Here is a 21772-nt window from a genome sequence, read left to right as displayed (position 1 = left end):
CCCGTGCGCCGAGTTGATCACCGGGGGCAGATCACCGTCCGGGAGGCGGGGCAGCGGTGAAGGTCTGTCCTGCTGCCGGCAGCCCGTCGACCACCTCGACGGCATCGTCGTCCTGCGCCGCCGACCCAGCGCCGGCCTCGATGTCGATTCCTCGCCAGCGGAAGGGCAGCCCTGCCGCCGCCGTGACGCGGGCACGGTCCATGAGCTGCACGTGCAGGTGCGGTTCGGAGGTGTTCCCGGTGTTGCCGACGGCGGCCAGCTCCTGACCGGTCTCGACCCGGTCACCCGGAGACACCAGGATCGAGCCGCGGCGCAGGTGGGCGTAGGCCGTGAACGTCCCGTCGCCGTGGTCGAGCACGAGGTGGTTGCCCAGGATGAAACGGGGGCCGGCCAGCTCCCGCAGCAGGCCCTCGACGACGAGCATCCAGACGACCGCCGGCCAACTGCTTCGCGAGGGCTGGTCCCGGAGACGGTCGGTGGCGCGCACGACGGTGCCGGGCGCGACGGCATACACCGGCTCACCGAAGCAGGAGAAGGTCTCCGGGTCCCGCAGCCCGTGTCTCCAGCCCAGCGAGCGCGGTGCGTCGCCCGGCTCGGGGTGGAGGATGTCGATCGCGTAGGCCTGCCCGTACGCCCGGACCCCGTGGCTGGGCACCTTGTCGGCGGGGCTGTTGAGCCCGACCCACCGGCCCCGGACCGGCGCGGACAGCCACCGCGGTTCCGGGTCCTGCGGAGGCGGCGGGCGGACCAGGCTCACGGCGTAGAACGCGGGCGGCAGCAGGAACGCCCATGCCGGCAGGTCCAGGACGATCACGGCCAGCAGGGAGACGACGAACAGCCGGACCCACCACGTCATCGACGACGCGACGGCCCGTCTCACCGGCGACCTCCGAGGACGGTCGTGAGCAGCGGGACGACGGACTCGACCGGCACCTCGTAGTGGCTGCCCCGGTTCCGCAGCCAGCCGGCGGCGGTCAGCTGGCGCAGGTGGTGGTAGACCTGCCCCCTGGTGCCGATGCCCTCCACCTCGGTCAGCTCGCGGGCGGTGCTGCGGCCGTGCAGGACGTGCCGCAGGAGGCGCAGGCGGACCGGGTGCCCGAGCGCGGCGAGCCGCTCGGCGACTCCGTCCCACTCATCGGCCAGCAGGTCGTCGGTGCCCGCGCCGAGCTGCCACCGCGCGGTCTGACCGGACGGGGTGGTGACGGAGCCGACGACCATCACCGCGCCCGGGTCGGCGGCGCGCGCCTCCAGGCCGAGCAGGGCCCAGAAGACCGCGGGGTCGAGGTCAGCTCGCCGGCGGTGGGCGGCGGTGAGGCCTCCGCTCCGGCGCCCCGCGTCACGACCCGCTCCAGCGCGGCCACCCGCTCCTCCAAGGCCGACCATCGTTCGTTGTCCATGATGACGATATTGCGTAAAATCGTGAACTCTTGCTCCTCACGCCCGAGATGTCTCCCACGGAGCCGCGCCGGAGGACTAGGCTCACGACCACCGTGACCGCACTCGACGAGGAGTCCGCCATGCCGATCGACAACCCCTTCTACACACCCGAGGTGCAGGGCGCCTACGAGCTCCACAGCCTGGGGAGGTTCGAGCTCGAGGAGGGCGGCGTCATACCGGACCTCCAGCTCGCCGTCGCCACCTACGGCGAGCTCAGCGAGGCCAAGGACAACGCGATCCTCATCCCGACCTGGTTCTCCGGCACGCACCAGACCTGGGACCTGACCTACATCGGGGAGGGGCGGGCGCTGGACCCCTCCCGCTACTTCATCGTCGTCGTCAACCAGATCGGCAACGGCCTGTCGACCTCTCCGCACACCGTGGAGGGCGAGATCGCGATGGCGGGCTTCCCGCACGTGCGCATCGGTGACGACGTCCGCGCCCAGGGGCAGCTGCTGCGCGAGACGTTCGGCATCGAGCGGCTGGCGCTCGTCGTGGGCGGGTCGATGGGGGCCCAGCAGACCTGGGAGTGGGCGGTCCGCTTCCCGGACAAGGTGCAGCGCGCGGCGATGATCGCGGGCACCGCGCAGAACACCCCGCACGACTTCCTCTTCAGCCAGACCCTCATCGACGCCATCACCTCCGACCCGGGGTGGAACGGCGGCGACTACGCCTCGCCCGCCGACGTGGGCGAGGGACTCCGCAGGCACGCAGACATCTGGGCGGTGGTGGGCCTGTCCACCGAGTTCTGGCGCTCGGAGTTCTGGCGCGGGATCGAGCTGCCGGACGTCACGTGGGACACGTTCGAGGAGTTCCGCGACCGGTTCCTGCGGCCGACGTTCGCCGCGATGGACCCGAACGCCCTGCTGAGTATGGCGTGGAAGTGGCAGCGCGGAGACGTCGCGCGGCATACCGGAGGGGACCTGGCGGCCGCGCTCGGGCGGATCACTGCCAAGACCTTCGTGCTGCCCATCGACGAGGACATGTTCTTCCCGCCGCGCGACTGCGCCCGGGAGCAGGAGCTGGTCCCCGGCAGCGAGCTGCGCACCCTGCACTCGGTCGCCGGGCACTTCGGGCTCTTCGGGTTCGAGGAGTCCTACCTCGCCGAGCTCGACGGCCACCTCTCCGAGCTGCTCAGCGCCGAGGTCTGACGCGGCTGGCGGCTCACTCGTCCTCCTCCTCGGCCCAGACGCACGAGCCACCCTCGCCGGGGTAGCGGCCGCCGCAGTCCTCCGCGATCGCCTCGGCCTCGCTCCCGGACGGTGACTGCCAGTAGAGGTCGTCGCACGCCTGCATGTCACCTGCCTCGCACGACCCGACCAGCGTCGTGATCTCGCCGGCCTCGGCCTCCCGGTCGACGCAGGAGCCCCAGTAGTCCGCGAAGTGACCGCCGCAGTCCCCGCCTGTGGCCTCGGCCTCGCTGCCCGCCGGCGACTCCCAGTAGAGGTCGTCGCAGGCCTGCATGTCGCCCGCCTCGCAGGCGGAGAGCAGGCTGGCGAGCGCGGCCTCCTGCTCTGCCTGGGCCTGCTCCTCGGCGGCCTGCTCTGCCGCGTCCTCGGCGGCCCGGTCGGCCTCGTCCTGGGCCCGCTCGGCCTCCCACGCGGCCTCCTGGGCAGCCCACTCGGCATCCGAGACGCAGGTCCCGTGCGAGGCCTCACTGGTGCCGCCGCACGTGGCGGCGAACGCCTCATACCCCGAGCCGATCGGCGAGTCCCACCACAGCGAGTCGCACGCCTCCAGGTCCCCCGCCGCGCACGAGTCCCACAGGGCGTCCAGGGTGGCGTCGTCGCCGTAGGCGTCCGGGCCACTGGCCGACCAGTCCTCGAAGTCGTCCCCCCACTCGTCCGGGAGCTCGGCGAACTGCTCGTCGCAGGACTCCTCCACGGTCGTCGGGTCGTCGATGACGTCCTGCACCGTGGACCGCAGCGCGTCCGCGGTGAAGAGCAGCGGCACCATCTGCAGCTGGTTGGCCTCGCGCACCATGACCGTCGCGACCCCGGCGACCTCACCGTCCGCGGTCAGGGCGGGGCCGCCGGAGTTGCCGTGGTCGAGGGCGCCGTCGCCCCGGATCGCCTCGCGGGTGGCCCCGTCCATCTGGAAGCTGAGGATGGTCGACGGGGTGACCGAGAAGTCGCCGGCGGGAGCGGGGTAGCCCAGGGAGACGATCTCCTCGCCCTCTCGGAGGTCGCCGGTGTCGGCCCAGTCGAGGGCAGCCGCGCGGATCGGCTCGTCGACCTCGATGACGGCGATGTCGGGCTCGGTCCGGCCGCCGATGACGGTGCCCGTCATTCTGGTCTGGCCGTCGCGGCTCACCAGCTCGGGTGTCGGGTCGATGCTGACGACGTGCCAGTTGGTGACCAGGTGGTGCTCGTCGAGGACCCAGGCCGAGCCGGATCCGCTCATGCTGCACCCCTCGACCTCGACCTTGAAGACGGCTGGTGCGTACCGGTCGGCGAGCTCGTCGGTGCTGAGGGAGTCCGAGGCCGGCTCCGCCGTGGCGACCACCGGGTCGGGCGTCGCGACGGCCACGGGCTCGGTCTCGGGTGGTGCTGCGGTGGCGTCCCCCCGCAGCGTCATGCCGAGATAGACCCCGCCCAGCCCGAGGACGACGGCGAGGACCGCCCCCAGCGCGACGAGGAGGAGAGGATTCACGCGAGCCTGCGGTGCAGGGGTCGCGGACAAGGGTGGTTGAACGTTCACGGGTCCCTGCTCACGGTGAAATACGACGCCTCCTCACATTCCCCAGGAGGCCAGCAGAATCATAGGGCGGAATGTGTGATCACGGAAGAGTCGCCGACACAGGAACCGACGTGTCGAGGAATGGCGAGGGGCGATGAGAGGCCGGGGCCGGGGGTGCGCGGGCGGGGTGAGACGTCCGTCGAGATGACGCACGGGGAGGGTCTGTCAGACGTCGATCGTACACTTGTTCGTATGAGGGGGAGCTGGAGGAGTGAGGCGACCGGCGGTGGGGCCGACGGCGCGGGCGGCGTCGTGGGCGAGCTCGCCGGTGTCCTCGAGCGGTCGGTGACGGCCCTCGCGTCGCCCGCCCTGCTGCAGGAGCGCGAGCTGGGTGAGGTGCTGGGGGCGCTCGATGGCGTGGTCGCCCGGACGCACGCATTGGTGGTGGCGGTGGTCCGGGAAGGGCTGAGCCGGGGGCTGCACCAGGAGGCCGGGTTCTCCGACGTCGACTGGGTCAGACTGGTATGCCCGGGGCTGGCCTCACGGACCGCGATCGAGATCGCGATGGTCGCCCGCGCCGCCCAGCAGGGCGTGCACGTCCCGTTGGCGGACGCCGTCCAGGACGGGAGCGTGCCGGTGCACCGGGCGGCGCAGGTCCTGCGGGCGTTGACGAGGATCCGACCGGCCCTCGGGGAGGCCGAGTATGCCGACGCGGCCGACCTGCTGACCGTCGCGGCGGGCCGGGAGGAGTTCGACGAGAAGGACCTGGGCAGGATCAAGTCCAAGCTCGTGGCGACCTGCCTGTCCGAGAAGGAACAGATCGCCCGCGCCCAGGCCAGGCATGAGCTGCGCGACGTGCACGAGTCGTCGTTGGCGGACGGGTCCCTGCACCGGTTCGTGGTGACCGTGGGCAGCGACGCCGACTACGAGGCCATCCGGGCCGTCCTCATGTCGCCGCTGGCCGCGCCGGCACCGGCCAAGGATCGGGGCCAGTGTGGTGTCACCGGGGTGGCCGAGGGCGGTGTGGCGGACCCCGCCGGGGGTGGTGGTGCCACGCTGGCGGAGCTGGACCTGCGGACCGCGGGTCAGCGGCGGTACGACGCGTTCATGACAGTCTTTCGCCGCGGTGTCGCCGGTACGCAGGGGCAGCCCACGACACCCAAGGCGCAGGTCATGGTCACGATCGGGCTGCAGGAGCTGCGCGGCGCCCTCGCCGGGGATGGGCACACGGTGCACGACGGGACGATCCCGGCCCACCAGGTGCGCCAGCTGGCGTGCGAGGCCGACATCCTCCCCGCCGTGCTCGGCGAGAAGGGACAGATCCTGGACCTCGGGCGCGCCAAGAGGCTGGTCACCCCGGGCCAGCGCCGCGCCCTGGCGCACCGGGACGGCGGGTGCACCTTCCCCGGGTGCCACGTGCCCGCGACCTGGTGCGAGGCCCACCACGTCGTGCACTGGGCCCGCGGTGGCCGTTCGGACCTGTCCAACTACGCCAGTCGTTCATAGGCCCCAGTGCGGAGTCGATGGGACGGCGGAGCCGCAAGGGGGATGAGCGCACAGTCGTTGCGGTAGAGTCGCGATCATCCACAACCGGGAGGGGAGTGATGGTGGCTGCGCAGCCGAAGTATCAGGTCTTCGTCAGTTCAACGTTCGAGGATCTACAGGGTGAGCGCGATCAAGTTATTCGGGCGGTCCTAGAGATGGGCCACATTCCGGTTGGCATGGAGATGTTCAGTGCTGCGGATGAAGAGCAGTGGGGCATTATCTCGCGTCACATAGACCAAAGTGACTATTATGTGGTCATCGTCGCACATAGGCTTGGTTCTGTTACTGATGAGGGGGTCAGTTTCACCCGTAAGGAATACGAATATGCTCGAGAGCAGGGCGTGCCTTGCCTTGGTTTCGTAATCGACGACCAGGCACCCTGGCCGGGAGACAAGTTTGACTCAGGCGAAAGTGATCGTGCTGATCTGATCGACTTCAAGAGACTGGTGAAGGAAAAGCCGGTAAGTTTCTGGGCGAACGCGGACGACCTGCATGCCAAGTGTTCGATTGCTCTGATGAAGGCGTTCACCGCCAACCCCCGGGACGGATGGGTCCGTGCCTCGTCCGCAGGAGGGGCAGAAATGGCTGCTGAGGTTGTCCGTCTGAGTGCGGAGAACGCGGAATTGCGGAATCAATTAAAAGCGGCCGGAGAGGCGTCCAAGAAAGAGCAGCGAGACGAAATCGTCCGGGTTGTGCGCATGCTATTTAGCAACAAGCGTAAGCCTTCCTACAGATATCGGGGCAGTAGTAAATGGCACGATGATTCCGAGGTCTCTCTGTTCCATGTGTTCAAGTGGCTTGGCCCTGAGATGATGGTGGAGAGTACAGTAGAGGATTTGGCGGGAACCTTGGCCATGCATGTACGCACCGATCCCCACAAGACTTGGGACCTAGTTGCCTACAACCAGCTTAAAGAGTTGCTGGCTGACTTTGTCACGCTGGGCCTGGCAGAGCCTTCGACAAAGAAGCATGCGGTCAGTGACAACAATGAATACTGGTCGCTGACGGAGTTCGGTCTCGAAGTCTTGAGACGCGTGCGGCAAGTCAACATGTCAGAGCATGACGAATCCGATGAGGAGCCGGCCGCCCCGTCCAAAGAGCATGGAACGCAGGGCGAGGACGGCTGACCTGGCTGCGAGCGTCACCTGCACCGCCTTGACTTGAAGTAGCAACGTAACTCGTGGGGGTTCCCTGTCGTCGTCGTGTGTGGCAGGATGCCGCTGTCGACCGGGTGCTTCTGTGGCTGGTCGGTGCGGGACCGGTTGCGGTGGGCCACTTCTGCCGTATGACGCCACAAACTGATGCTCTGCTCCCGGAGCGAATCGCGCGGCCTTACGCGAAGGCAGGGACGTACCGGTAAGTCGACACGAACGCAGGTAGCGGGGATGCGCCGCAGGTGGCTTGAGTCCTCCTGCGGCGTTCGCGCGTTCGGGGCCGGGTTTCCTGGCCGGTGACATAACGGGGTTCGTGCTGGGGACTGACGTCCTTGTCGGCTCGTCCTTCTGGGGTGCCTCCGTGTCTGTTCGTGTTCCTGCCATACCTCCTGATCCTGCGTGGCGTTTGACGCTGGTCCCTGCCGCTGGCGAAGCGGGCGGGTCTTTCCAACCTGCCAGCCGGGGTGATCGCCCGTTCGTCGCTGCTGGCGCTGCCGCTGACCCTGTCCGGTCGCGGCAGGAGGCCGCCCGCCGCGCCCGCCGTCAGGTCCGCCGCTACTGCGCCGCGAACGCGATCACCCGTCTCGGGACGCTGACCTACGGCCCTCCCCGGTGCACGGATCCACGGGTCCTGCGCCAGCACATCGGCCAGTTCTTCCGCGACCTGCGCACCGAGCTCGGGGGTGACCCGCTGCCGTATGTGTGGGTTCCCGAGCTGCATAAGGACGGGGTGCACTTTCACGTCCACTTCGGCATCAACCGGTACATCCCCGTCGGGCGCATCAGCAAGGTGTGGGGTCGGGGGTTCGTGCACATCAAGCGGCTCTCGGACATGCCGGTGGGTGCCAGCACCTGGGAGGAAGCCAGGCGCGCGGCGGGGTACATGTCCAAGTACGTCTCGAAGACCTTCGATGCCCCGCAGGTGTTCGGCAAGCACCGTTACGACGTGTCCCAGGGGTTTCAGGCTGCCGAGGTTCGCCTGGTCGGTGACTCCCGCGCGGAGGTGCTGTCGCTGGCGTGCGATGTCATGGGGGGCGCTCACCCTACTGAGATGTGGTTCTCCGAGGACCACGAGGACTGGGACCGGCCTCCGGCGGTGTGGTTCGCATGGGCCTGAGCGGTATGGACTCGGAAGCCCTGGAGCGGTGGGTGACTGCCTCCTGTCAGGACCAGGGTGTCGACGTCCGGGTCAGTGACCCGTTGACGTTGTCGCGGGTGTCCGCACTGCTGGGGACAGGCCCGAGCCCGGGTGCGCGCGCACCCGCGGAGCGGGAGCACGCACCGGGCCGGGGCTGACCCTCAGACGCGCCACACCGGCACGACTCGGGCCGCGTCGAAGGTGCGCACCCCCGGTGTCATGGGGCGGATTACGCCATGGTCCAGGACGGCCTTGACGATCGCGTGCTGACGACCCAGGTTCAGGCTCGTCCACTGCTGGGACAACTGCTTGCCGTGGCCGGCGATCCGGGCCAGGTCGCTGTGCCCGTTCATCCGGGCCAGGTTCCGGCGGGTGGTCTCGATCCGTTCCTCGATGGGCTTCTTCGCCGTGAGCCAGTCGGCCATCCTGATCTGCCTGGCGGCGTAGGCCTGGGCCAGTTCCTCCATCTGCGCCTCGTCGGTCGCCAGGGACTCCGACAGGGCCGCTGTCCGCTCGTCGCTGCTGGACTTGCCCGACGTCGCACGAGCCATCTCCGGGGAGTCGAGCCGGAACAGCACCGCGTCCGCGATCAGCCGCTCCACCGGGTCGGCGACCACGGTTAACCTGCCGCACCCGTAGTGATCGGGCCCGGCTTGGCACACGTACCGGCGGGTGTCCTCCCGGCGCGAGGAGTACAACCCGGTGCCGCACCTGCCGCACCGCAGCAACCCTGAGAGCAGGTATCTCTGCGGTGCCCGCCGACCGCTGCGCTTCCTGGCCTCGACGTGCGCCAGGACCTGCCGGTGCTGCTCCTCGGTGATGATCGGCTCCCACACGGCTTTGGCGACCTTGACGCCCTTGTGCTCCCGGTATCCCGCGATGCGTCCTGAGGTCAGGATCTGCTTCAACGTCGAGGTCTGCCAGTTGCCGCCAGCGACGGTAGCCACCCCGGTGTCCGTGAGCCAGGTGCACAACGACCGCGCTGACTCCCCAGCCAGGAACCGGTTCACCAACTCCCGGATGATGGCCGCTTCCTCGGGGACCACGGTGATGCAGTCCGGGGCGTACCCGAACGGGCGGGTGCTCCCATGGCGGGGCTTGCCCTCCAAGGCGTCTTGCTCCCACTTGCGAGCCATCCGCCGGGACTTCGACACCGACTCATGCGAGGCGAACGCGCCCATCACCCGGGCCATCATCAGACCGTCCCCGGTGCCGATGTTGGTGTCCCCGGCGACGAACCGCACGTGCTTGACCCCGGCGGCCTCGACGGCCTCGACGAACTCCTCCAACTCCTTCGGACGACGAGTGAGCCGGTCCATGTGGTAGCAGAGCACCGCGTCCACCACCCCGTCGGCCAGGTCTGTGAGCATCCGGGCGTACTCCGGTCGCGGCTTGCCGGTGTAGGCAGACAGGTCGTTGTCCACGTAGGTATCGGCCACGCCCCAGCCCACTGACTCGGCCAACTTCTGGCAGTCCGTGACTTGGCGCTGCACGCCCGCCCCACTGCCCTCGATGTCCCTCGAGATCCGCGCGTAGATCGCCGCCCTACGGGGTGCCCCCGTGCCAGTCGCCATGGTGGTCAGACTAGCGACATATGTGTAACTACGCCCTGCTCTGCCCCCGGCACCACACCTGGGTCCACCAGCACGACGCGACCGCAGACGTCACGGCGACCGGGGTCCGGTGGAGACTGCGATGACCCCGCCCCGCACCCGGCCCCACGCGGGCCGGGTTGTCGGGCTGTGCGCCGGCGATGCGGAGCGATCGAGGAAGTGTCGTCGCCCTCCACAGCAAGGATCCCCGGATTGACGAGGGCGCAGCCGACCGGGTTGGTCGTGGCAGCCGCCAGACCGGTGATCGCTCTAGGGTCCAGGGGGACTCCTGCGTCGTCCCTCGAAGCATGACTGGTCCATCCCAGATGTCTGGGATGGCGGTACCCACCTCAGCGCTGCCAGGGTCGTCATCACACCCGGCGATGCCGCGCGGCAGGCGGCAGGTCCTACCGACACCCAGGAGATCGATCGTGAACCCAGGAACGAGGCGACGAGAGGGCCGAAGCGCCCTTCGACCCTGCCGAGGAACCCGCCGGACAGGTCGTTCGTCGGTCGCCTGGGTGGCAATGGTCGGGGGTGTGGCGGTGCTGTCGGCCTGCTCCGGCAGCGATGCCGACTCGGCGACGGACGACGGGACCAGTCAGGTGACCGAACAAGAAGGCGCCTCAGCGCAGGAGGCCGACGAGGCGGACGCAGGTATCGAGGTGGAGGGCACCCAGGAGCAGGACGGCCAGGAGGGGGACGCCCAGGAGTCGTCGGAGGACACTGAGGCAGACCCGTCCGGCGGGATGGAGCCTGCGGGAGCAGACCCGGGTGAGGAGTCCCTCGAGGTGCTGCTGGCCGACGCGCAGGCTCTCTGCGACACCTTGGACGAGCAGGAGCTGCGCCCGGTGGTGGACGACTTCGTCGAGCTGCGCGCCGACGAGGTGACCGAGGTCGACAGCCTGTGCTCCCTGCGCGACGAGCGGTTCGAGGTGGCACGCGTCTGGGTCCAGGCGGACTGGAGCGAGCGGGAGTTCCTCCAGGGTATGGCTGCGGACCCGTACGAGCCCTGCGAGATCTCCGGGCGTCCGGCCGTCTGCCAGAGCCACGAGGGGGACCCGGAGCTGGCCAACGGCTGGCCCCGCGTCGCCATACAGATCGGGAGCATGGGTGTCGAGACCCAGGCGGCCGACCCGGCGGTGGCCCGAGAGCTCGCCGCTGTCGTGCTCGACGACGTGCTGGCGCAGCAGGAGTAGGCCCCACTAGCCTGGGGCGATGGCGCGCAGACGGCGAGCGACGCTGGAGTGGTCCCGGCGGCAGGTGGCCGGCCTGGCGGCGGACGGCCTCCCGTGGAGCGATTTCGCCGCGGCCTCGCGGGAGGTCATCAACCACATGATCCCGCACGACGCGGCCGTGCTCTCGTTGGTCGACCCGGTGTCAGGCATCCTCACCGACACGTTTCGCACGGGGCTCGACGACTCGCTGGACGAGCTCTTCATCAGGCTCGAGCTCACCCACCCCGACCCCATCACCATGACGACCCTGACCGGTCGGCGGGACGGCGTGGGCATCCTCGCCGACCACGTGCCTGGTGGTCCGCACAGCACGCCCCGGGTAAGGGAGCTGCTGGCCCCCCACTTCGACCTCGAGCACGAGATGCGTTCGGTGGTGCGGTCCGGAGGCAGCATGGTGGCCGCGTGCGGGCTCTATCGTGCACCGCACCGGCCAGGGTTCACCGTCGACGAGGCAGCCTCGTTGAGTGCCCTCGAGGATGTGCTGGCCGCCGGGGTGCGTCGGTCGGCTGCCGCGGCCGCGGGTGTCGCGGGTGCCCGCTCCGGCGTCGACGAGGCCGAGGCCTCAGTGCTGGTGCTGGATGCGGAGGGTCGGGCGAGCGGGATCACCACGACGGCACAGGCTTACCTCGAGCAGCTGGGAGGGGGAGAAGGCGGCGCGCTCCCCGCGCCGGTGCGCATGGTCGCCGAGGCCTCCCGCCTGCGTCAGGCGGGTCATGCGGTCTCGCCCTTCGTTCGCGCGCGTACGAGGACCGGCCGGTGGCTGATGCTCCGAGCGGCGCCGCTGAGCGGTGACCCGGGCCCGTCCCGGACGGTGGTCACGGTCGAGCCCGCGAGCGCCGAGCACACCATCGACCTGGACCTCGACCTGTATGACGTGACTCCCCGGGAGCGGATGGTCGTGCGCGAGGTGGTCGCGGGGGCTGGGACGACGGCTATCGCCGGCCGCCTGGCCATCAGCGCCTATACCGTGCAGGACCACCTCAAGTCGGCCTTCAGGAAGGTAGGGGTCTCCAGCCGTCGCGAACTCGTCCACGTGCTGACTCACCATGACGCGCGGGGTGCGGCCTTCGGCCCCATTGCCACTGTCCGGCAGGAGATGCTGCGATCCAGGACGTAGATTGAGGAGCATGACCCACGACTCCGACCAGGGCGGCACCGTCTCCGAGGGTGGCTCCGGCTCCCTCAACGAGGAGACCATCCGCGGGGGCGCCGACGCCGTCCCCGAGACCCCGGACACCAACGACACCGGCCCCGACGACGCCACGGCCGAGGACCACGACGAGGCGGAGGGCGATGCGACGGCCGCTCACGGTCGACAGAGCACCGTCGAGGACGCCGGCCGCTGACGCGGGCCTGGCAGCCGGGACGACCCACGCATCGCCACCCGCACCCGAGGACCAGCACCTGACATGAGCCGCATCTTCACCGTCAGCGTCGCCTCGGTCTACCCGCACTACGTGACCAAGGCCGAGCGCAAGGGGCGGACCGAGGCCGAGGTGCGCGAGGTGTTCGGGTGGTTGACCGGGTTCGACGACGCCGAGCTGAGCCGGCACCTGGCCGAGGGGACGACCTTCGAGGACTTCTTCGCAGCCGCGGACCTCAACCCGCGCGTCGACCAGATCACCGGGTCGGTGTGTGGCGTCACGGTTCAGGAGGTCGAGGACCCGCTGATGCGGCAGATCCGCTACCTCGACAAGCTCGTCGACGAGCTGGCCAAGGGCCGTCCGATGGCCAAGGTCCTGCGCTCCTGAGCCTCCGGTCCGCGGGCGGGGTGGATGACGCGTACTGTCAGGGCTAGCGGGACCACTCAGGTCTCCCCATCGAAGGCCACGCCATGACAGACAAGTCGCCGCGCCAGTCCATGACCAAGAAGTCCGGCAAGAGCATCAAGGAGAAGCGGGCGGACAAGCGGGCCAAGGGGGACGCGGCCACGCAGCTCGAGAACGTGATTCACCCCAAGAAGCGCTGATCCCCCCCGGCCCCGGGCCCGTCGGACGGCATGAGCGCGGGCTTCGGTCTCGGCGTCGCTCATGGTGACCCCCCGGCCCGACCTCGCCCACCTCACCGCACAGCACCGTCGTCCGGCCCAGGGCCGGGACGACGGTGCTGTCGGTGCGAGGGTCAGGCGACGGTGAGGGTGACCTCGATGTTGCCGCGGGTGGCGTTGGAGTAGGGGCACACCTGGTGGGCCTGCTCCACGAGCTTCTCGGCGTCGGCGCGCTCGACCTGGGGGAGCGTCACCTCGAGACCGACCGCCAGGCCGAAGCCGCCCTCCCCGTTCGGGCCGATGGAGACGTCCGCCACCACCTCGGAGTCCGTGACGTCCGCGCCCGCGCGCTTCGCGACGCCGCGGAGGGCGGAGTGGAAGCACGCGGCATAGCCGGCGGCGAAGAGCTGCTCGGGGTTGGTGGCGCCGCCGGGTCCGCCCATCTCCTTCGGGGCCCGGACGTCGGCGGCGAGGATCCCGTCGCTGGACTCGACGCGGCCGTTGCGGCCGTCCCCGGTGGCAAGAGCGGTAGCGGTGTAGAGAGTATCCATGCCCACAACTGTATTGCGCACAATCGAATGGTGCAAACGCTACGATGGCGGCATGGACGATGGCCACCCGACGAGCCGGCGGGGCGCGGACCACCCGCAGCTGGCGCTCGACGCGCAGATCTGCCTGCCGCTCTACGCTGCCTCCCGTGCGGTCACCCGGCGCTACGCCGAGCTGCTCGGTGAGGTCGGGCTGACCTATACGCAGTACCTCACCCTGCTCGCCCTCTGGGACTCGGGGGAGCCGCTGGGCGTGCGCGACCTGGGTGCTCGCCTGCACCTGGACTCCGGCACCCTCACCCCGCTGCTCAAGCGCATGGAGGCGGCCGGCCTGGTCACGCGGGTGCGCGACCGGCGCGACGAGCGGCGCGTGCTGGTCTCGGTGACCGAGGACGGGTGGCAGCTGCGCGAGCGCGTGGCCGACGTGCCGCAGCGGCTGGCCGACGGCATGGGGATGACCGAGGAGCAGGGCCGCGCCCTGCGTTCCCTGCTCGACACGGTCATCGACGCGCTGGAGGACCACTCGGACCGCACCGGCTGACCGTCTGCCGAGAGCACGCTCGGCTGTCGGTACTTCCTGCACGTATCTCACCGTGCGGTGTCTCCTCCTGACGGTATGCCTCCTCCCGCACCCCGCGGCACCGTCGGGCCCGTCGAGGCGCTCCCCACGGCCGTCACCGGCTTCGTGGGTGCCGCGGGCACGGGCCCGGTCGACTCACCTGTCACCGTGAGCAGCGCAGCCGCCTACCACGCCGTCTTCGGTCCCAGCCTCGACGCGGGCCGTCCCCTCGGCCACGCCGTCGACCTCTTCTTCGCGGGCGGCGGCACCCAGGCCGTCGTCGTCCGGGCCGCCGGCCCGGCCCCCGAGCAGCTCGTGCCCACCGAGGGCCCCGGTGGTCTGCACGCGCTGGACGACTCCGGGATCACCGTGCTGGTCGTGCCCGGTCTCACCACCGACCACCCCCAACAGGTGCGGGTCGCGCTCGCTCGGTGTGCGGCATACCGGGCGGTGCTGCTGCTCGACCTCCCGCCGGGGCCCTGGACCTCGGAGGTGGGCAGGCGCCTGGACGAGGTGGACGAGCACCGGGAGCGCGCCGCGGCCTACCACCCCTGGGTCGTCGTCGACGGGCTGGCCGTGCCGCCGAGCGGGGCGGTGGCCGGGGTCGTCGCCCGCACCGACGCGCAGCGCGGGGTGTGGAAGGCACCGGCCGGCGTCGAGCTGCGGGGGATCGACGGCTTCACCGAGGCCCTCGACCGCACCCGGACCGACGAGCTGACCGACGCCGGGGTGAACGCCCTGCGCGAGTTCCCCGGGCGGGGGCGGCTGGTGTGGGGTGCGCGGACGCTCGCCGGGGCGCAGACCGGCGACCCGGCGGCGCGCTTTCTGTCGGTGCGTCGGCTCACCGACCACGTCCTGGCGTCGCTCACCGCGGGGTTGGACGTCGTGGCGGACCGGCCGAGTGACGCGGCGCTCTGGGCGGACGTCCGGCGGCGGACGGAGGACTTCCTGCACGCCCTCTGGCTGCAGGGTGCGTTCGCCGGGTCGAAGGTCGACGAGGCCTACGGCGCGCGCTGCGGGCCGGGGCAGACGATGACCGACGCCGACGTCCGCGCGGGGCGCGTGGTGCTGTCGTTCTGGATGGCGCCGTTGCGCCCCGCCGAGTTCGACGTGCACACGCTGACCCTGCAGACGGCCGTGCCGCCGACCGGTCGGGGTCAGGTGGGGCGCGACCGGGTGGACCTGGGCCGGGTGGTCTCGCGCTACCTGGGGGAGACCGAGAAGAACCTCGGGCGAGTCCTCGACCGTGCGCAGAGGTCGGGACCGGTGCTGGGCCTCGACGAGGCGGACGCGCTCTTCGGTCGACGGGCAAGCAGGGCCGGCTCGCCCGACGAGGCGGACACGCTCTTCGGTCGACGGACCGAGGGGAGCCCGACCGACGACTCGGGCGCGCACGACCCGTCCGAGGAGCCGGGGCCTAGGTGACGATCTGGGCCGGGTCGTCGAACGCCGGGTGCTTGCTGCCGACGTTGCGCGCCACCGCCAGGTGACCGCCGAGGTATGCCGCAGCGCCCGACGCCCCGGCCCCGCCGATCGCGAGCACGGCACCGAGGCGGTGGTTGCCGCTGCGGCGGGCGATCCAGGACGCGGCGTACGCGGTGGCGGCGAGCGCGTTGCCGGCGGCGTGCACGAGGCCGACCCGCTTGTCGCGGGGGCCGGTCTCGGACCACTCCGCCCAGCCGGACCATGCGGTCGGGGCGGCCGTGAGGAGCCCGAGCCCCACCAGCCGCTGGGCGGCCGGTGCGGAGGCGGGACCGCCGACGAGGTCGAGCACCGTCGCCGAGGTCCACGAGCCCATGGTGATGTCGGTGAGCAGCGGGTGCAGCGCGTGGCCGAGCCACTCGCCGCGCAGGGCCCAGCCGGTGGTGCCCGACCCGAAGACGGAGGTGATGGTGGGCTCGATGGCCTGGACCGGACCGTCCAGCGCCTCGGTCTGCTCCAGGCGCTCGGTCCACCGCACGATGGCGGGCACTGGCTGGGACTGAATCTGCTCCATGACGCCATCGTCCGCCTGCTCGCGGTCGAGCGCACCTCGAGACGGAGGGCGCCGCACGTCGAGACCAGGGGCGCCGCACGTCGAGACCAGGGCGCCGCACCTCCAGGCCAGGGGCGCGGCACCCCGAGACGCAGAGCGCCGCGGACGACCCGCTCAGGGGATGAGCCGACCCCGCAGCAGGGCGTGGAAGTAGATGACCGGCTCGACGTACCGGTCGAAGAGCCAGAGCGCACGGCGGTGGACGGTCAGGTCCACCAGGCTCGTGGTCGGCGCCGGGGCACCCGTGCGGTCGAACTCGACGAGCATCAGCCGGCGCCGGTCCACCGTGACGGGGATGATGGTGTAGCCGTCGTAGCGTCGCAGCGGCCGGCCCAGCCTGCTGCGGGCGATGTTGTCGGCGAGCACCTCGACCTGCTGGCGCAGTCCACCTCCGGACGACCGGGTGTCGAGCGCGGCAGCGTCGCCGAGGCTCCAGACCCGAGGCGCCCGGCAATGGGCCAGGGTCTCGGGGTCGATGTCGACCAGACCCGCAGAGCCCTCCCGGGCGAGCGGGGCGAGCCAGTCCGGCCCGCGGTAGGGCGGCACGACGAAGGCACGCTCGACCTCCGCGAGGACCGTCCCGGTGGGTCCGTCCACGGTCACCGTGCGCTCCTCGTGGTCCACCGACCCCACCGTCGACCCGTGGTGGACGGTGACCCCGAGCTCGCGCAGGTGGTCACCGAGCCGGCCGTCCACGAAGGGCACGCCCAGGACCCCGTCGAACGGCGTGACCAGGTGCACGTCGAGGTCGTCCAGCACCCCGCACCGACGCCAGTGGTCGCACGCCAGGAAGAGCGGCTTGAGGGCGGTACCGCCGCACGGTGAGGGCTCCGGGGGGATCGTGAAGACGACGCGTCCGCGCCGCAGACCCTCGACCGCGCGCCACACCGCACTGGCCTGGGACTCCACGTGGGCGGTCAGCGACCACCCCGCCGTCATGGCCGCGGCAAGACCCGGCACGGCGTCGAGGTCCTCCTCCATGCCGGGCGCCAGGACGAGGTCCTGGTAGCCGACCCGCTCACCACCGGCCAGCTCGACCTCGCGCGTCTCGGTGTGCGCCGCCGCCGCACGGTCGCGGATCCAGGTGCACCCCTCCGGCAGGACCGCGGCGGTGCTGCGCGTCAGCTCGTCCATCGTCGCCTGCCCGCCGGCGACGTAGTTCAGCAGCGGCCGGAACAGGTGCGGGCGGTCCGGCGACACCACGGCCACGTCCTTCGCGCCGACCCGCAGCAGCCGCGCCGCCAGGGAGACACCGGCGTTGCCGGCACCGATGATGACCACGTCGTGCCGTGCCATGGTGCTCCGTCCGTCGGGACTGCGTCTCGTCAGCCTAGCCGGGCCGCCGAGGTATACCGTCGCTTCGCCGCCCGGCACTCCGCCTGGCGGCGAGGACCCCGCCGTCGGACCTCCCCGCTACGCTCGCCGGTGATGGACAGGGACGAGCGGGCGCGCCTGGAGGAGGTGGTCGCGCAGGGGGAGCGGCTGTCGCCGGTCGCCGCGCGCGTCGACGCGCACCGCCGGGAGGTGACCCGGACCGCCGAGGCCGCGGGCGCCCGGCTCACCGCCCGGATGACCCGCCTCCGGCCCGCGGGCACGCGCGGGTGGCGGGTGCTCGCCCTCGGTGGGGAGGACGACATCCTGCTCGGACAGCTCGCCGCCCGGGCCGCGCTGACCGGTCTCAGCGCGTCGGAGCAGGAGGTGCTGGACGACCTGGTCCTGCGGGTGCCGGAGGCGGTCGACGCCGCCCGCGCGCTCGTCGGGCTGCGCCGCCTCGTGACCTTCGGCGCCCGCCGCACCCGGGCCGAGACGCAGGCCCGTTGGCTCCTGCAGCACCAGCGCGACTGGGGCGCCGACCCCGAGGCGTGGCTGGCCCGGCTGGACGCGCAGACCCGCGAGCCCACCCTGCCGCTCGCCCGCGACGCCGCCCTGCACCCGCACCTCGGCCTGGTCGACCTCCTCGGCGGCCCTACCGACCACCAGCAGGTCGTCACGCTCGGCGACCTGCGGGGCCGGCCCACCGACCGGACCGACGTCACGACGCTCGGCGCACAGCAGGGCGGGCCGACCGACCAGTCGGCGCTCCCTGATCTGCGGGAGGTGCGGGACCTCCCCGCCGTGCTGCCACCCCTCGCCACGGTCATCACCCGTGCCGACGAGGCCCGCCAGCAGGCGCTGACCGCCGGAGAGGCCGTCCGCGCCTTCGCCGCCGACCAACTGCTGGCGCAGATGCCGGTCGACCGGCTCCGCGAGGCCACCGGCGAGCGGCTGCGGATCGGCGCCCTCACCGAGGCCGGCATCACGACCGTCCAGCAGGTCCTGGCCAGCGACCAGAACGTCGACCGCGACCACGACCTCGACCACGAGCACGTGCGGCACACCCCCGACCTCGAGGCCCTCCCCGGCGTCGGGCCGGTCACCGCGCGGCGCATGCGCGGCGCGGCCCAGACCCTGCGCACCCTGGCCCTCGACGACGCCCCCGTCCGGCTCGACCCCGACGACCGCACCCCGCAGGCGACCCGCCTGCTGGAGCGGCTGCATACCTGGGACCTGCTGCGCCAGACCGCCAAGGCGACCGACCTCGTGGCCCTCGCCCAGACGCTGCTGCCGCTCGCCGACCACGTCACCGACCGCACCACCCACCTCGCCGTGCTGGGCGACGCCCCGGCCCAGGACCTGCTCGACCTCGTCCTGCCCGTCCTGGAGCGGGCCAGAGAGCTGCGCGACGCCCTCGCCCGGGCCGAGCAGGACGACCCCTGGGTCGACTTCTCCGACCGTCCGGCGCACTACCTCGCGCTGCTCTCCGAGCTCGGCCTCGTGGAGGAGACCGGCACGCACGGCGACCTGCCCGAGGACGTCGTCGAGGCGGTCCGAGCGCAGGAGCTGGACACGGCATACCTGACGGTGCCGCTGCGCGGCTACCAGAGCTTCGCGGCCCGCTTCGCCCTCGTCCAGGAGAAGGTCCTCATCGGCGACGAGATGGGCCTGGGCAAGACCGTCGAGGCGCTCGCCGTGCTCGCGCACCGCGCCACCGAGGGCGCCCGCTGGTTCCTCGTGGTCTGCCCCGCCGCCGTCCTCAGCAGCTGGGTCCGCGAGGTCGACGCCAAGACCGGGCTCGAGCCGCGCCGGCTGCACGGTGCCGACCGGCAGGCCGAGCTGGCGCGGTGGCAGGCCGACGGGGGAGTCGCGGTCACCACCTTCTCCACGCTCGCGGCCCTCGGCCAGGACCTGGACGGCTTCGAGGTGGACGCGCTGGTGGTCGACGAGGCGCACTACGTGAAGAACCCCGCCGCCCAGCGCTCCCGCCGGGTGGCCGCGCTCGTCGCCCGCACCCAGCATGTCCTCCTGCTCACCGGCACCCCGCTGGAGAACAGGGTGGGCGAGCTCGCGACGCTCGTCGGCTACCTGCGCCCCGACCTGCTGGACGGCCTCGGCGACTCCCCGGTGGACTTCCGCCGCCGCATCGCCCCCGTCTACCTGCGCCGCAACACCGAGGACGTGCTCGTCGAGCTCCCGGAGCTGGTCGAGGTCGAGGAGTGGCTGGAGCTGTCCGCCGCGGACGAGGTGGCCTACCGGGACGCCGTCGCGTCCGGCAGCTTCATGGCGATGCGCCGTGCCGCTTTCGTCTCGGGTCTGCGGTCGGCCAAGCTCGCGCACCTGCTCGAGGTCGTGGCCGAGGCGGAGGAGAACGGCCGCCGCGTCATCGTCTTCTCCTACTTCCGCGACGTGCTCGACCGGGTCGCGACGAGCCTGCCGGGGCCGGTCTTCGGCCCGCTCACCGGCTCGGTGCCGCCGGCCCGGCGCCAGCAGGTCGTCGACGACTTCTCCCGGGCGGCCGGCGGGGCCGCGTTGGTCGCGCAGATCCAGGCCGTGGGGGTCGGGCTCAACATCCAGGCCGCCTCCGTCGTGGTGCTCTGCGAGCCGCAGCTCAAGCCCACCACCGAGTGGCAGGCGGTCGCGCGGGCCCGGCGGATGGGCCAGCTGCAGACCGTCCAGGTGCACCGCCTGCTCACCGAGGACAGCGTCGACGAGCGGCTGGTCGAGCTGCTGTCGGCCAAGGCCGGCACCTTCGACCGGTACGCGCGGGTCAGCGAGACCGCCCAGAGCGCTCCCGAGGCCTACGACCTCAGCGAGGCCGACCTCGCCCGCCAGGTCGTCGCCGCCGAGCGGGCGCGGCTCTTCCCGGCGGAGGACGGCACGGCGATGATGGGGCGATGACCTCCGCGCCGGCCGTCCTGATCTTCGACGTCAACGAGACCCTGTCCGACATGAGCCCGATGGCCGACCGGTTCGCCGAGGTGGGTGCGCCGGGGGCGATGGCCACGACGTGGTTCGCCGCGCTGCTGCGGGACGGCTTCGCCCTCACCGCGGCCGGCGACAACCCGCGCTTCGCCGACGTCGGGCGCGCCGTGCTGCGGCCGATGCTCGCGCGTGAGCTGCGGCATACCGAGGTGGAGGGGGCGGTCGAGCACGTGCTCGGCGGGTTCGGCCGGCTCGCGCTGCACCCGGACGTCGAGGCCGGGGTGCGCCGGCTCCACGACGCGGGTGTCCGCCTGGTGACGCTGAGCAACGGGTCGACGGCGGTGGCGCAGGGGCTCCTCGAGCGGGCCGGGCTGCTCGACCGATTCGAGCGGCTGCTGACCGTCGAGGACGCGCCGCGGTGGAAACCGGCGCCGGAGTCCTACGCTTACGCCCTGCAGGTATGCCGGGTCGCACCCGCCGAGGCGATGCTCGTCGCCGTGCACCCCTGGGACCTGCACGGCGCCCGGGCGGCCGGGCTGCGGACGGCGTGGGTCGAGCGCGGCACGGCCCGCTACCCGGGCCACATGGCCGCCCCCGAGCTCACCGTCAGCGGCATCGAGGACCTGGCCCGCCGGCTGGACGCCACCGAGGGCTGACGCAGCAGGCGCCGCGAGCGGCCGCCCCTCGACTCGTGTGCAGGAGATGCACCTCTGCGGGGATGCATCCCGACAGAGGTACCCCTTCTGCGCAGGAGTCAGCGCGCGCGGCCCCGCAGGGCAGCGTGCAGCACGATCGACCCCGCGACGGCGGCGTTGAGCGAGCTGGCCGAGCCCACCATGGGGATGCTGAGGACACCGTCGCAGGCCTCGCGCCACGCCTTCGCCATGCCGCGGGTCTCGTTGCCCAGGACCAGCACCGTCGGCAGCTCCCAGGGCACGGAGCCCAGGTCGCTCTCACCGCCCTCGTCGGTGCCCCAGACCTGCATCGGCACGCCGTTGCGGCGCTGCGCCTCCACCCAGTCGAGCACCGCCTGCGCCGAGTCCACGCGCACGGTCGGGACGGCGAAGCAGGAGCCGGTCGAGGCGCGGACCGCCTTGGGGTCGTAGGGGTCGGCGGCGTGCCCGGTCACCACCAGGCCGGTGCCCCCGAAGGCGTCGATCGAGCGCTGCAGGGTCCCGATGTTGCCGGGCTGACCCGGCCGGTCGAAGACCGTCACCAGGGGCGCACCTGCCCGAGCCGTCCCGGCGTCCCCGGGGCCCAGCACCCGGTCCAGGTCGTCGTCGGGCATGCCGACCACCGCGACGAGCTCGGTCCGCTCGTCCTCCCGCTGGGCCAGCTCGGCCAGCAGCCCGGGCGCGACCTCGAAGCGCTCACCACCCGCGTCCGCCCACACGCGGGCGGCCCACTCCGAGGGCCGCCCGCCGAGCGGGCGCAGCAGCGCGTGCACCGGCCAGCCGTGGGCGAGCGCCTGGTCGATCGGGCGGACGCCGTGCACGAGGAGCTCGCCGGCCCGGTGCCGGGCCCGGCGGTTGCCCAGCAGCGACTCCCAGCGCTGGAAGGTCGCGTTGCGGGAGGTGACGCGCAGCGTCCGGCGGGGGGCAGGCATACCCCTGATCGAACC

Annotated in this window: 21 protein-coding genes; 13 read left to right on the top strand and 8 right to left on the bottom strand. The window is 71.8% G+C overall.

All coding sequences use genetic code 11. The features are described from left to right. Nucleotides 1-31: 31 nt before the first annotated feature. Both Q0967_RS04190 and Q0967_RS04185 read right to left on the bottom strand, forming a co-directional pair. On the bottom strand, nt 32-880 hold the full coding sequence (locus Q0967_RS04190; protein WP_298746401.1) for a M23 family metallopeptidase: 849 nt from the start codon (nt 878-880) through the stop codon (nt 32-34). Beyond that, nucleotides 877-1383, bottom strand: coding sequence for a helix-turn-helix transcriptional regulator (locus Q0967_RS04185; protein ID WP_298746403.1), 507 nt, complete (start codon nt 1381-1383; stop codon nt 877-879). Before Q0967_RS04185 ends, Q0967_RS04190 begins: the two co-directional genes overlap by 4 nt. A gap of 107 nt (nt 1384-1490) precedes the next feature. On the opposite strand from Q0967_RS04185, the gene Q0967_RS04180 reads away from it, so the two are divergent. Next, nucleotides 1491-2588 carry an alpha/beta fold hydrolase gene (locus tag Q0967_RS04180; RefSeq protein WP_298746405.1) on the top strand — a complete coding sequence of 366 codons (1098 nt, stop codon included), beginning with the start codon at nt 1491-1493 and terminating at the stop codon, nt 2586-2588. A 13-nt stretch (nt 2589-2601) separates the two neighbouring features. On the opposite strand, the gene Q0967_RS04175 is transcribed toward Q0967_RS04180, so the two are convergent. After that, nucleotides 2602-4089: a trypsin-like peptidase domain-containing protein gene (locus tag Q0967_RS04175; protein WP_298746407.1), complete on the bottom strand. Its 1488-nt coding sequence runs from the start codon at nt 4087-4089 to the stop codon at nt 2602-2604. Between the two features lie 279 nt (nt 4090-4368). On the opposite strand from Q0967_RS04175, the gene Q0967_RS04170 reads away from it, so the two are divergent. From Q0967_RS04170 to Q0967_RS04160, 3 genes are all read left to right on the top strand, one after another. Beyond that, the gene (locus Q0967_RS04170; RefSeq protein ID WP_299449171.1) at nt 4369-5622 is read left to right on the top strand and encodes an HNH endonuclease signature motif containing protein; all 1254 of its coding nucleotides are present in this window, start codon (nt 4369-4371) and stop codon (nt 5620-5622) included. A gap of 98 nt (nt 5623-5720) precedes the next feature. Continuing rightward, nucleotides 5721-6788, top strand: coding sequence for a DUF4062 domain-containing protein (locus Q0967_RS04165; protein WP_299449170.1), 1068 nt, complete (start codon nt 5721-5723; stop codon nt 6786-6788). Between the two features lie 433 nt (nt 6789-7221). Beyond that, nucleotides 7222-7932 carry a hypothetical protein gene (locus tag Q0967_RS04160; RefSeq protein WP_298746412.1) on the top strand — a complete coding sequence of 237 codons (711 nt, stop codon included), beginning with the start codon at nt 7222-7224 and terminating at the stop codon, nt 7930-7932. Nucleotides 7933-8114: 182 nt separating this feature from the next. On the opposite strand, the gene Q0967_RS04155 is transcribed toward Q0967_RS04160, so the two are convergent. Then, the gene (locus Q0967_RS04155; protein WP_298746413.1) at nt 8115-9527 is read right to left on the bottom strand and encodes a recombinase family protein; all 1413 of its coding nucleotides are present in this window, start codon (nt 9525-9527) and stop codon (nt 8115-8117) included. Nucleotides 9528-10084: 557 nt separating this feature from the next. On the opposite strand from Q0967_RS04155, the gene Q0967_RS04150 reads away from it, so the two are divergent. The 5 genes from Q0967_RS04150 to Q0967_RS04130 all read left to right on the top strand — a co-directional run bounded on the left by Q0967_RS04150 (nt 10085) and on the right by Q0967_RS04130 (nt 12752). Then, on the top strand, nt 10085-10744 hold the full coding sequence (locus Q0967_RS04150) for a hypothetical protein (RefSeq protein WP_298746415.1): 660 nt from the start codon (nt 10085-10087) through the stop codon (nt 10742-10744). A gap of 19 nt (nt 10745-10763) precedes the next feature. After that, nucleotides 10764-11900: a helix-turn-helix transcriptional regulator gene (locus Q0967_RS04145; RefSeq protein WP_298746417.1), complete on the top strand. Its 1137-nt coding sequence runs from the start codon at nt 10764-10766 to the stop codon at nt 11898-11900. Between the two features lie 10 nt (nt 11901-11910). After that, on the top strand, nt 11911-12129 hold the full coding sequence (locus Q0967_RS04140; RefSeq protein ID WP_298746419.1) for a hypothetical protein: 219 nt from the start codon (nt 11911-11913) through the stop codon (nt 12127-12129). Nucleotides 12130-12192: 63 nt separating this feature from the next. After that, nucleotides 12193-12534, top strand: coding sequence for a DUF2200 domain-containing protein (locus Q0967_RS04135; protein WP_298746421.1), 342 nt, complete (start codon nt 12193-12195; stop codon nt 12532-12534). A gap of 83 nt (nt 12535-12617) precedes the next feature. Further along, nucleotides 12618-12752 carry a hypothetical protein gene (locus Q0967_RS04130; protein WP_298746423.1) on the top strand — a complete coding sequence of 45 codons (135 nt, stop codon included), beginning with the start codon at nt 12618-12620 and terminating at the stop codon, nt 12750-12752. 152 nt (nt 12753-12904) lie between these two features. Here the strand turns inward: Q0967_RS04130 and Q0967_RS04125 are convergent, their stop codons facing one another. Then, complete coding sequence (locus Q0967_RS04125; protein ID WP_298746425.1) at nt 12905-13321, bottom strand: organic hydroperoxide resistance protein; 417 nt, start codon at nt 13319-13321, stop codon at nt 12905-12907. Between the two features lie 52 nt (nt 13322-13373). Between Q0967_RS04125 and Q0967_RS04120 the strand changes: the two genes are divergently transcribed. Both Q0967_RS04120 and Q0967_RS04115 read left to right on the top strand, forming a co-directional pair. After that, nucleotides 13374-13859, top strand: a complete 486-nt coding sequence (locus Q0967_RS04120) for a MarR family winged helix-turn-helix transcriptional regulator (protein WP_298746427.1) — start codon at nt 13374-13376, stop codon at nt 13857-13859. A 75-nt stretch (nt 13860-13934) separates the two neighbouring features. Next, on the top strand, nt 13935-15302 hold the full coding sequence (locus tag Q0967_RS04115) for a phage tail sheath subtilisin-like domain-containing protein (RefSeq protein ID WP_298746429.1): 1368 nt from the start codon (nt 13935-13937) through the stop codon (nt 15300-15302). On the opposite strand, the gene Q0967_RS04110 is transcribed toward Q0967_RS04115, so the two are convergent. Together Q0967_RS04110 and Q0967_RS04105 are read right to left on the bottom strand one after the other, a co-directional pair. Then, nucleotides 15295-15873: a DUF2231 domain-containing protein gene (locus tag Q0967_RS04110; protein ID WP_298746431.1), complete on the bottom strand. Its 579-nt coding sequence runs from the start codon at nt 15871-15873 to the stop codon at nt 15295-15297. The two genes, Q0967_RS04115 and Q0967_RS04110, sit on opposite strands and share 8 nt — an antisense overlap. A 153-nt stretch (nt 15874-16026) precedes the next feature. After that, complete coding sequence (locus Q0967_RS04105) at nt 16027-17208, bottom strand: NAD(P)/FAD-dependent oxidoreductase (protein WP_298746433.1); 1182 nt, start codon at nt 17206-17208, stop codon at nt 16027-16029. Nucleotides 17209-17340: 132 nt separating this feature from the next. Between Q0967_RS04105 and Q0967_RS04100 the strand changes: the two genes are divergently transcribed. Then, nucleotides 17341-20127 (top strand): DEAD/DEAH box helicase, encoded by a 2787-nt coding sequence (locus Q0967_RS04100; RefSeq protein ID WP_298746436.1) that lies wholly within the window; start codon nt 17341-17343, stop codon nt 20125-20127. After that, nucleotides 20124-20807 carry a haloacid dehalogenase type II gene (locus Q0967_RS04095; protein WP_298746437.1) on the top strand — a complete coding sequence of 228 codons (684 nt, stop codon included), beginning with the start codon at nt 20124-20126 and terminating at the stop codon, nt 20805-20807. The genes Q0967_RS04100 and Q0967_RS04095 overlap by 4 nt, the downstream gene beginning before the upstream one ends. 98 nt (nt 20808-20905) lie before the next feature. On the opposite strand, the gene Q0967_RS04090 is transcribed toward Q0967_RS04095, so the two are convergent. Continuing rightward, a complete protein-coding gene (locus Q0967_RS04090; protein ID WP_298746440.1) occupies nt 20906-21757 on the bottom strand; it encodes a TrmH family RNA methyltransferase in 852 nt (283 codons plus the stop codon). Nucleotides 21758-21772 lie beyond the last annotated feature (15 nt).

Source organism: uncultured Serinicoccus sp. (genome assembly GCF_947500995.1).
Lineage (GTDB): Bacteria > Actinomycetota > Actinomycetes > Actinomycetales > Dermatophilaceae > Ornithinicoccus.
Note: the sequence above shows the minus strand (reverse complement) of the source record. Positions and strands in the feature narration are given on the sequence as shown.

Coding starts and splice junctions, on each gene's coding strand:
- Q0967_RS04185 (WP_298746403.1), bottom strand. CDS start 1,383: ATGGTCGGCCTTGGAGGAGCGGGTGGCCGCGCTGGAGCGGGTCGTGAC.
- Q0967_RS04170 (WP_299449171.1), top strand. CDS start 4,369: ATGAGGGGGAGCTGGAGGAGTGAGGCGACCGGCGGTGGGGCCGACGGC.
- Q0967_RS04165 (WP_299449170.1), top strand. CDS start 5,721: ATGGTGGCTGCGCAGCCGAAGTATCAGGTCTTCGTCAGTTCAACGTTC.
- Q0967_RS04155 (WP_298746413.1), bottom strand. CDS start 9,527: ATGGCGACTGGCACGGGGGCACCCCGTAGGGCGGCGATCTACGCGCGG.
- Q0967_RS04145 (WP_298746417.1), top strand. CDS start 10,764: ATGGCGCGCAGACGGCGAGCGACGCTGGAGTGGTCCCGGCGGCAGGTG.
- Q0967_RS04140 (WP_298746419.1), top strand. CDS start 11,911: ATGACCCACGACTCCGACCAGGGCGGCACCGTCTCCGAGGGTGGCTCC.
- Q0967_RS04135 (WP_298746421.1), top strand. CDS start 12,193: ATGAGCCGCATCTTCACCGTCAGCGTCGCCTCGGTCTACCCGCACTAC.
- Q0967_RS04130 (WP_298746423.1), top strand. CDS start 12,618: ATGACAGACAAGTCGCCGCGCCAGTCCATGACCAAGAAGTCCGGCAAG.
- Q0967_RS04125 (WP_298746425.1), bottom strand. CDS start 13,321: ATGGATACTCTCTACACCGCTACCGCTCTTGCCACCGGGGACGGCCGC.
- Q0967_RS04120 (WP_298746427.1), top strand. CDS start 13,374: ATGGACGATGGCCACCCGACGAGCCGGCGGGGCGCGGACCACCCGCAG.
- Q0967_RS04115 (WP_298746429.1), top strand. CDS start 13,935: ATGCCTCCTCCCGCACCCCGCGGCACCGTCGGGCCCGTCGAGGCGCTC.
- Q0967_RS04110 (WP_298746431.1), bottom strand. CDS start 15,873: ATGGAGCAGATTCAGTCCCAGCCAGTGCCCGCCATCGTGCGGTGGACC.
- Q0967_RS04105 (WP_298746433.1), bottom strand. CDS start 17,208: ATGGCACGGCACGACGTGGTCATCATCGGTGCCGGCAACGCCGGTGTC.
- Q0967_RS04100 (WP_298746436.1), top strand. CDS start 17,341: ATGGACAGGGACGAGCGGGCGCGCCTGGAGGAGGTGGTCGCGCAGGGG.
- Q0967_RS04095 (WP_298746437.1), top strand. CDS start 20,124: ATGACCTCCGCGCCGGCCGTCCTGATCTTCGACGTCAACGAGACCCTG.
- Q0967_RS04090 (WP_298746440.1), bottom strand. CDS start 21,757: ATGCCTGCCCCCCGCCGGACGCTGCGCGTCACCTCCCGCAACGCGACC.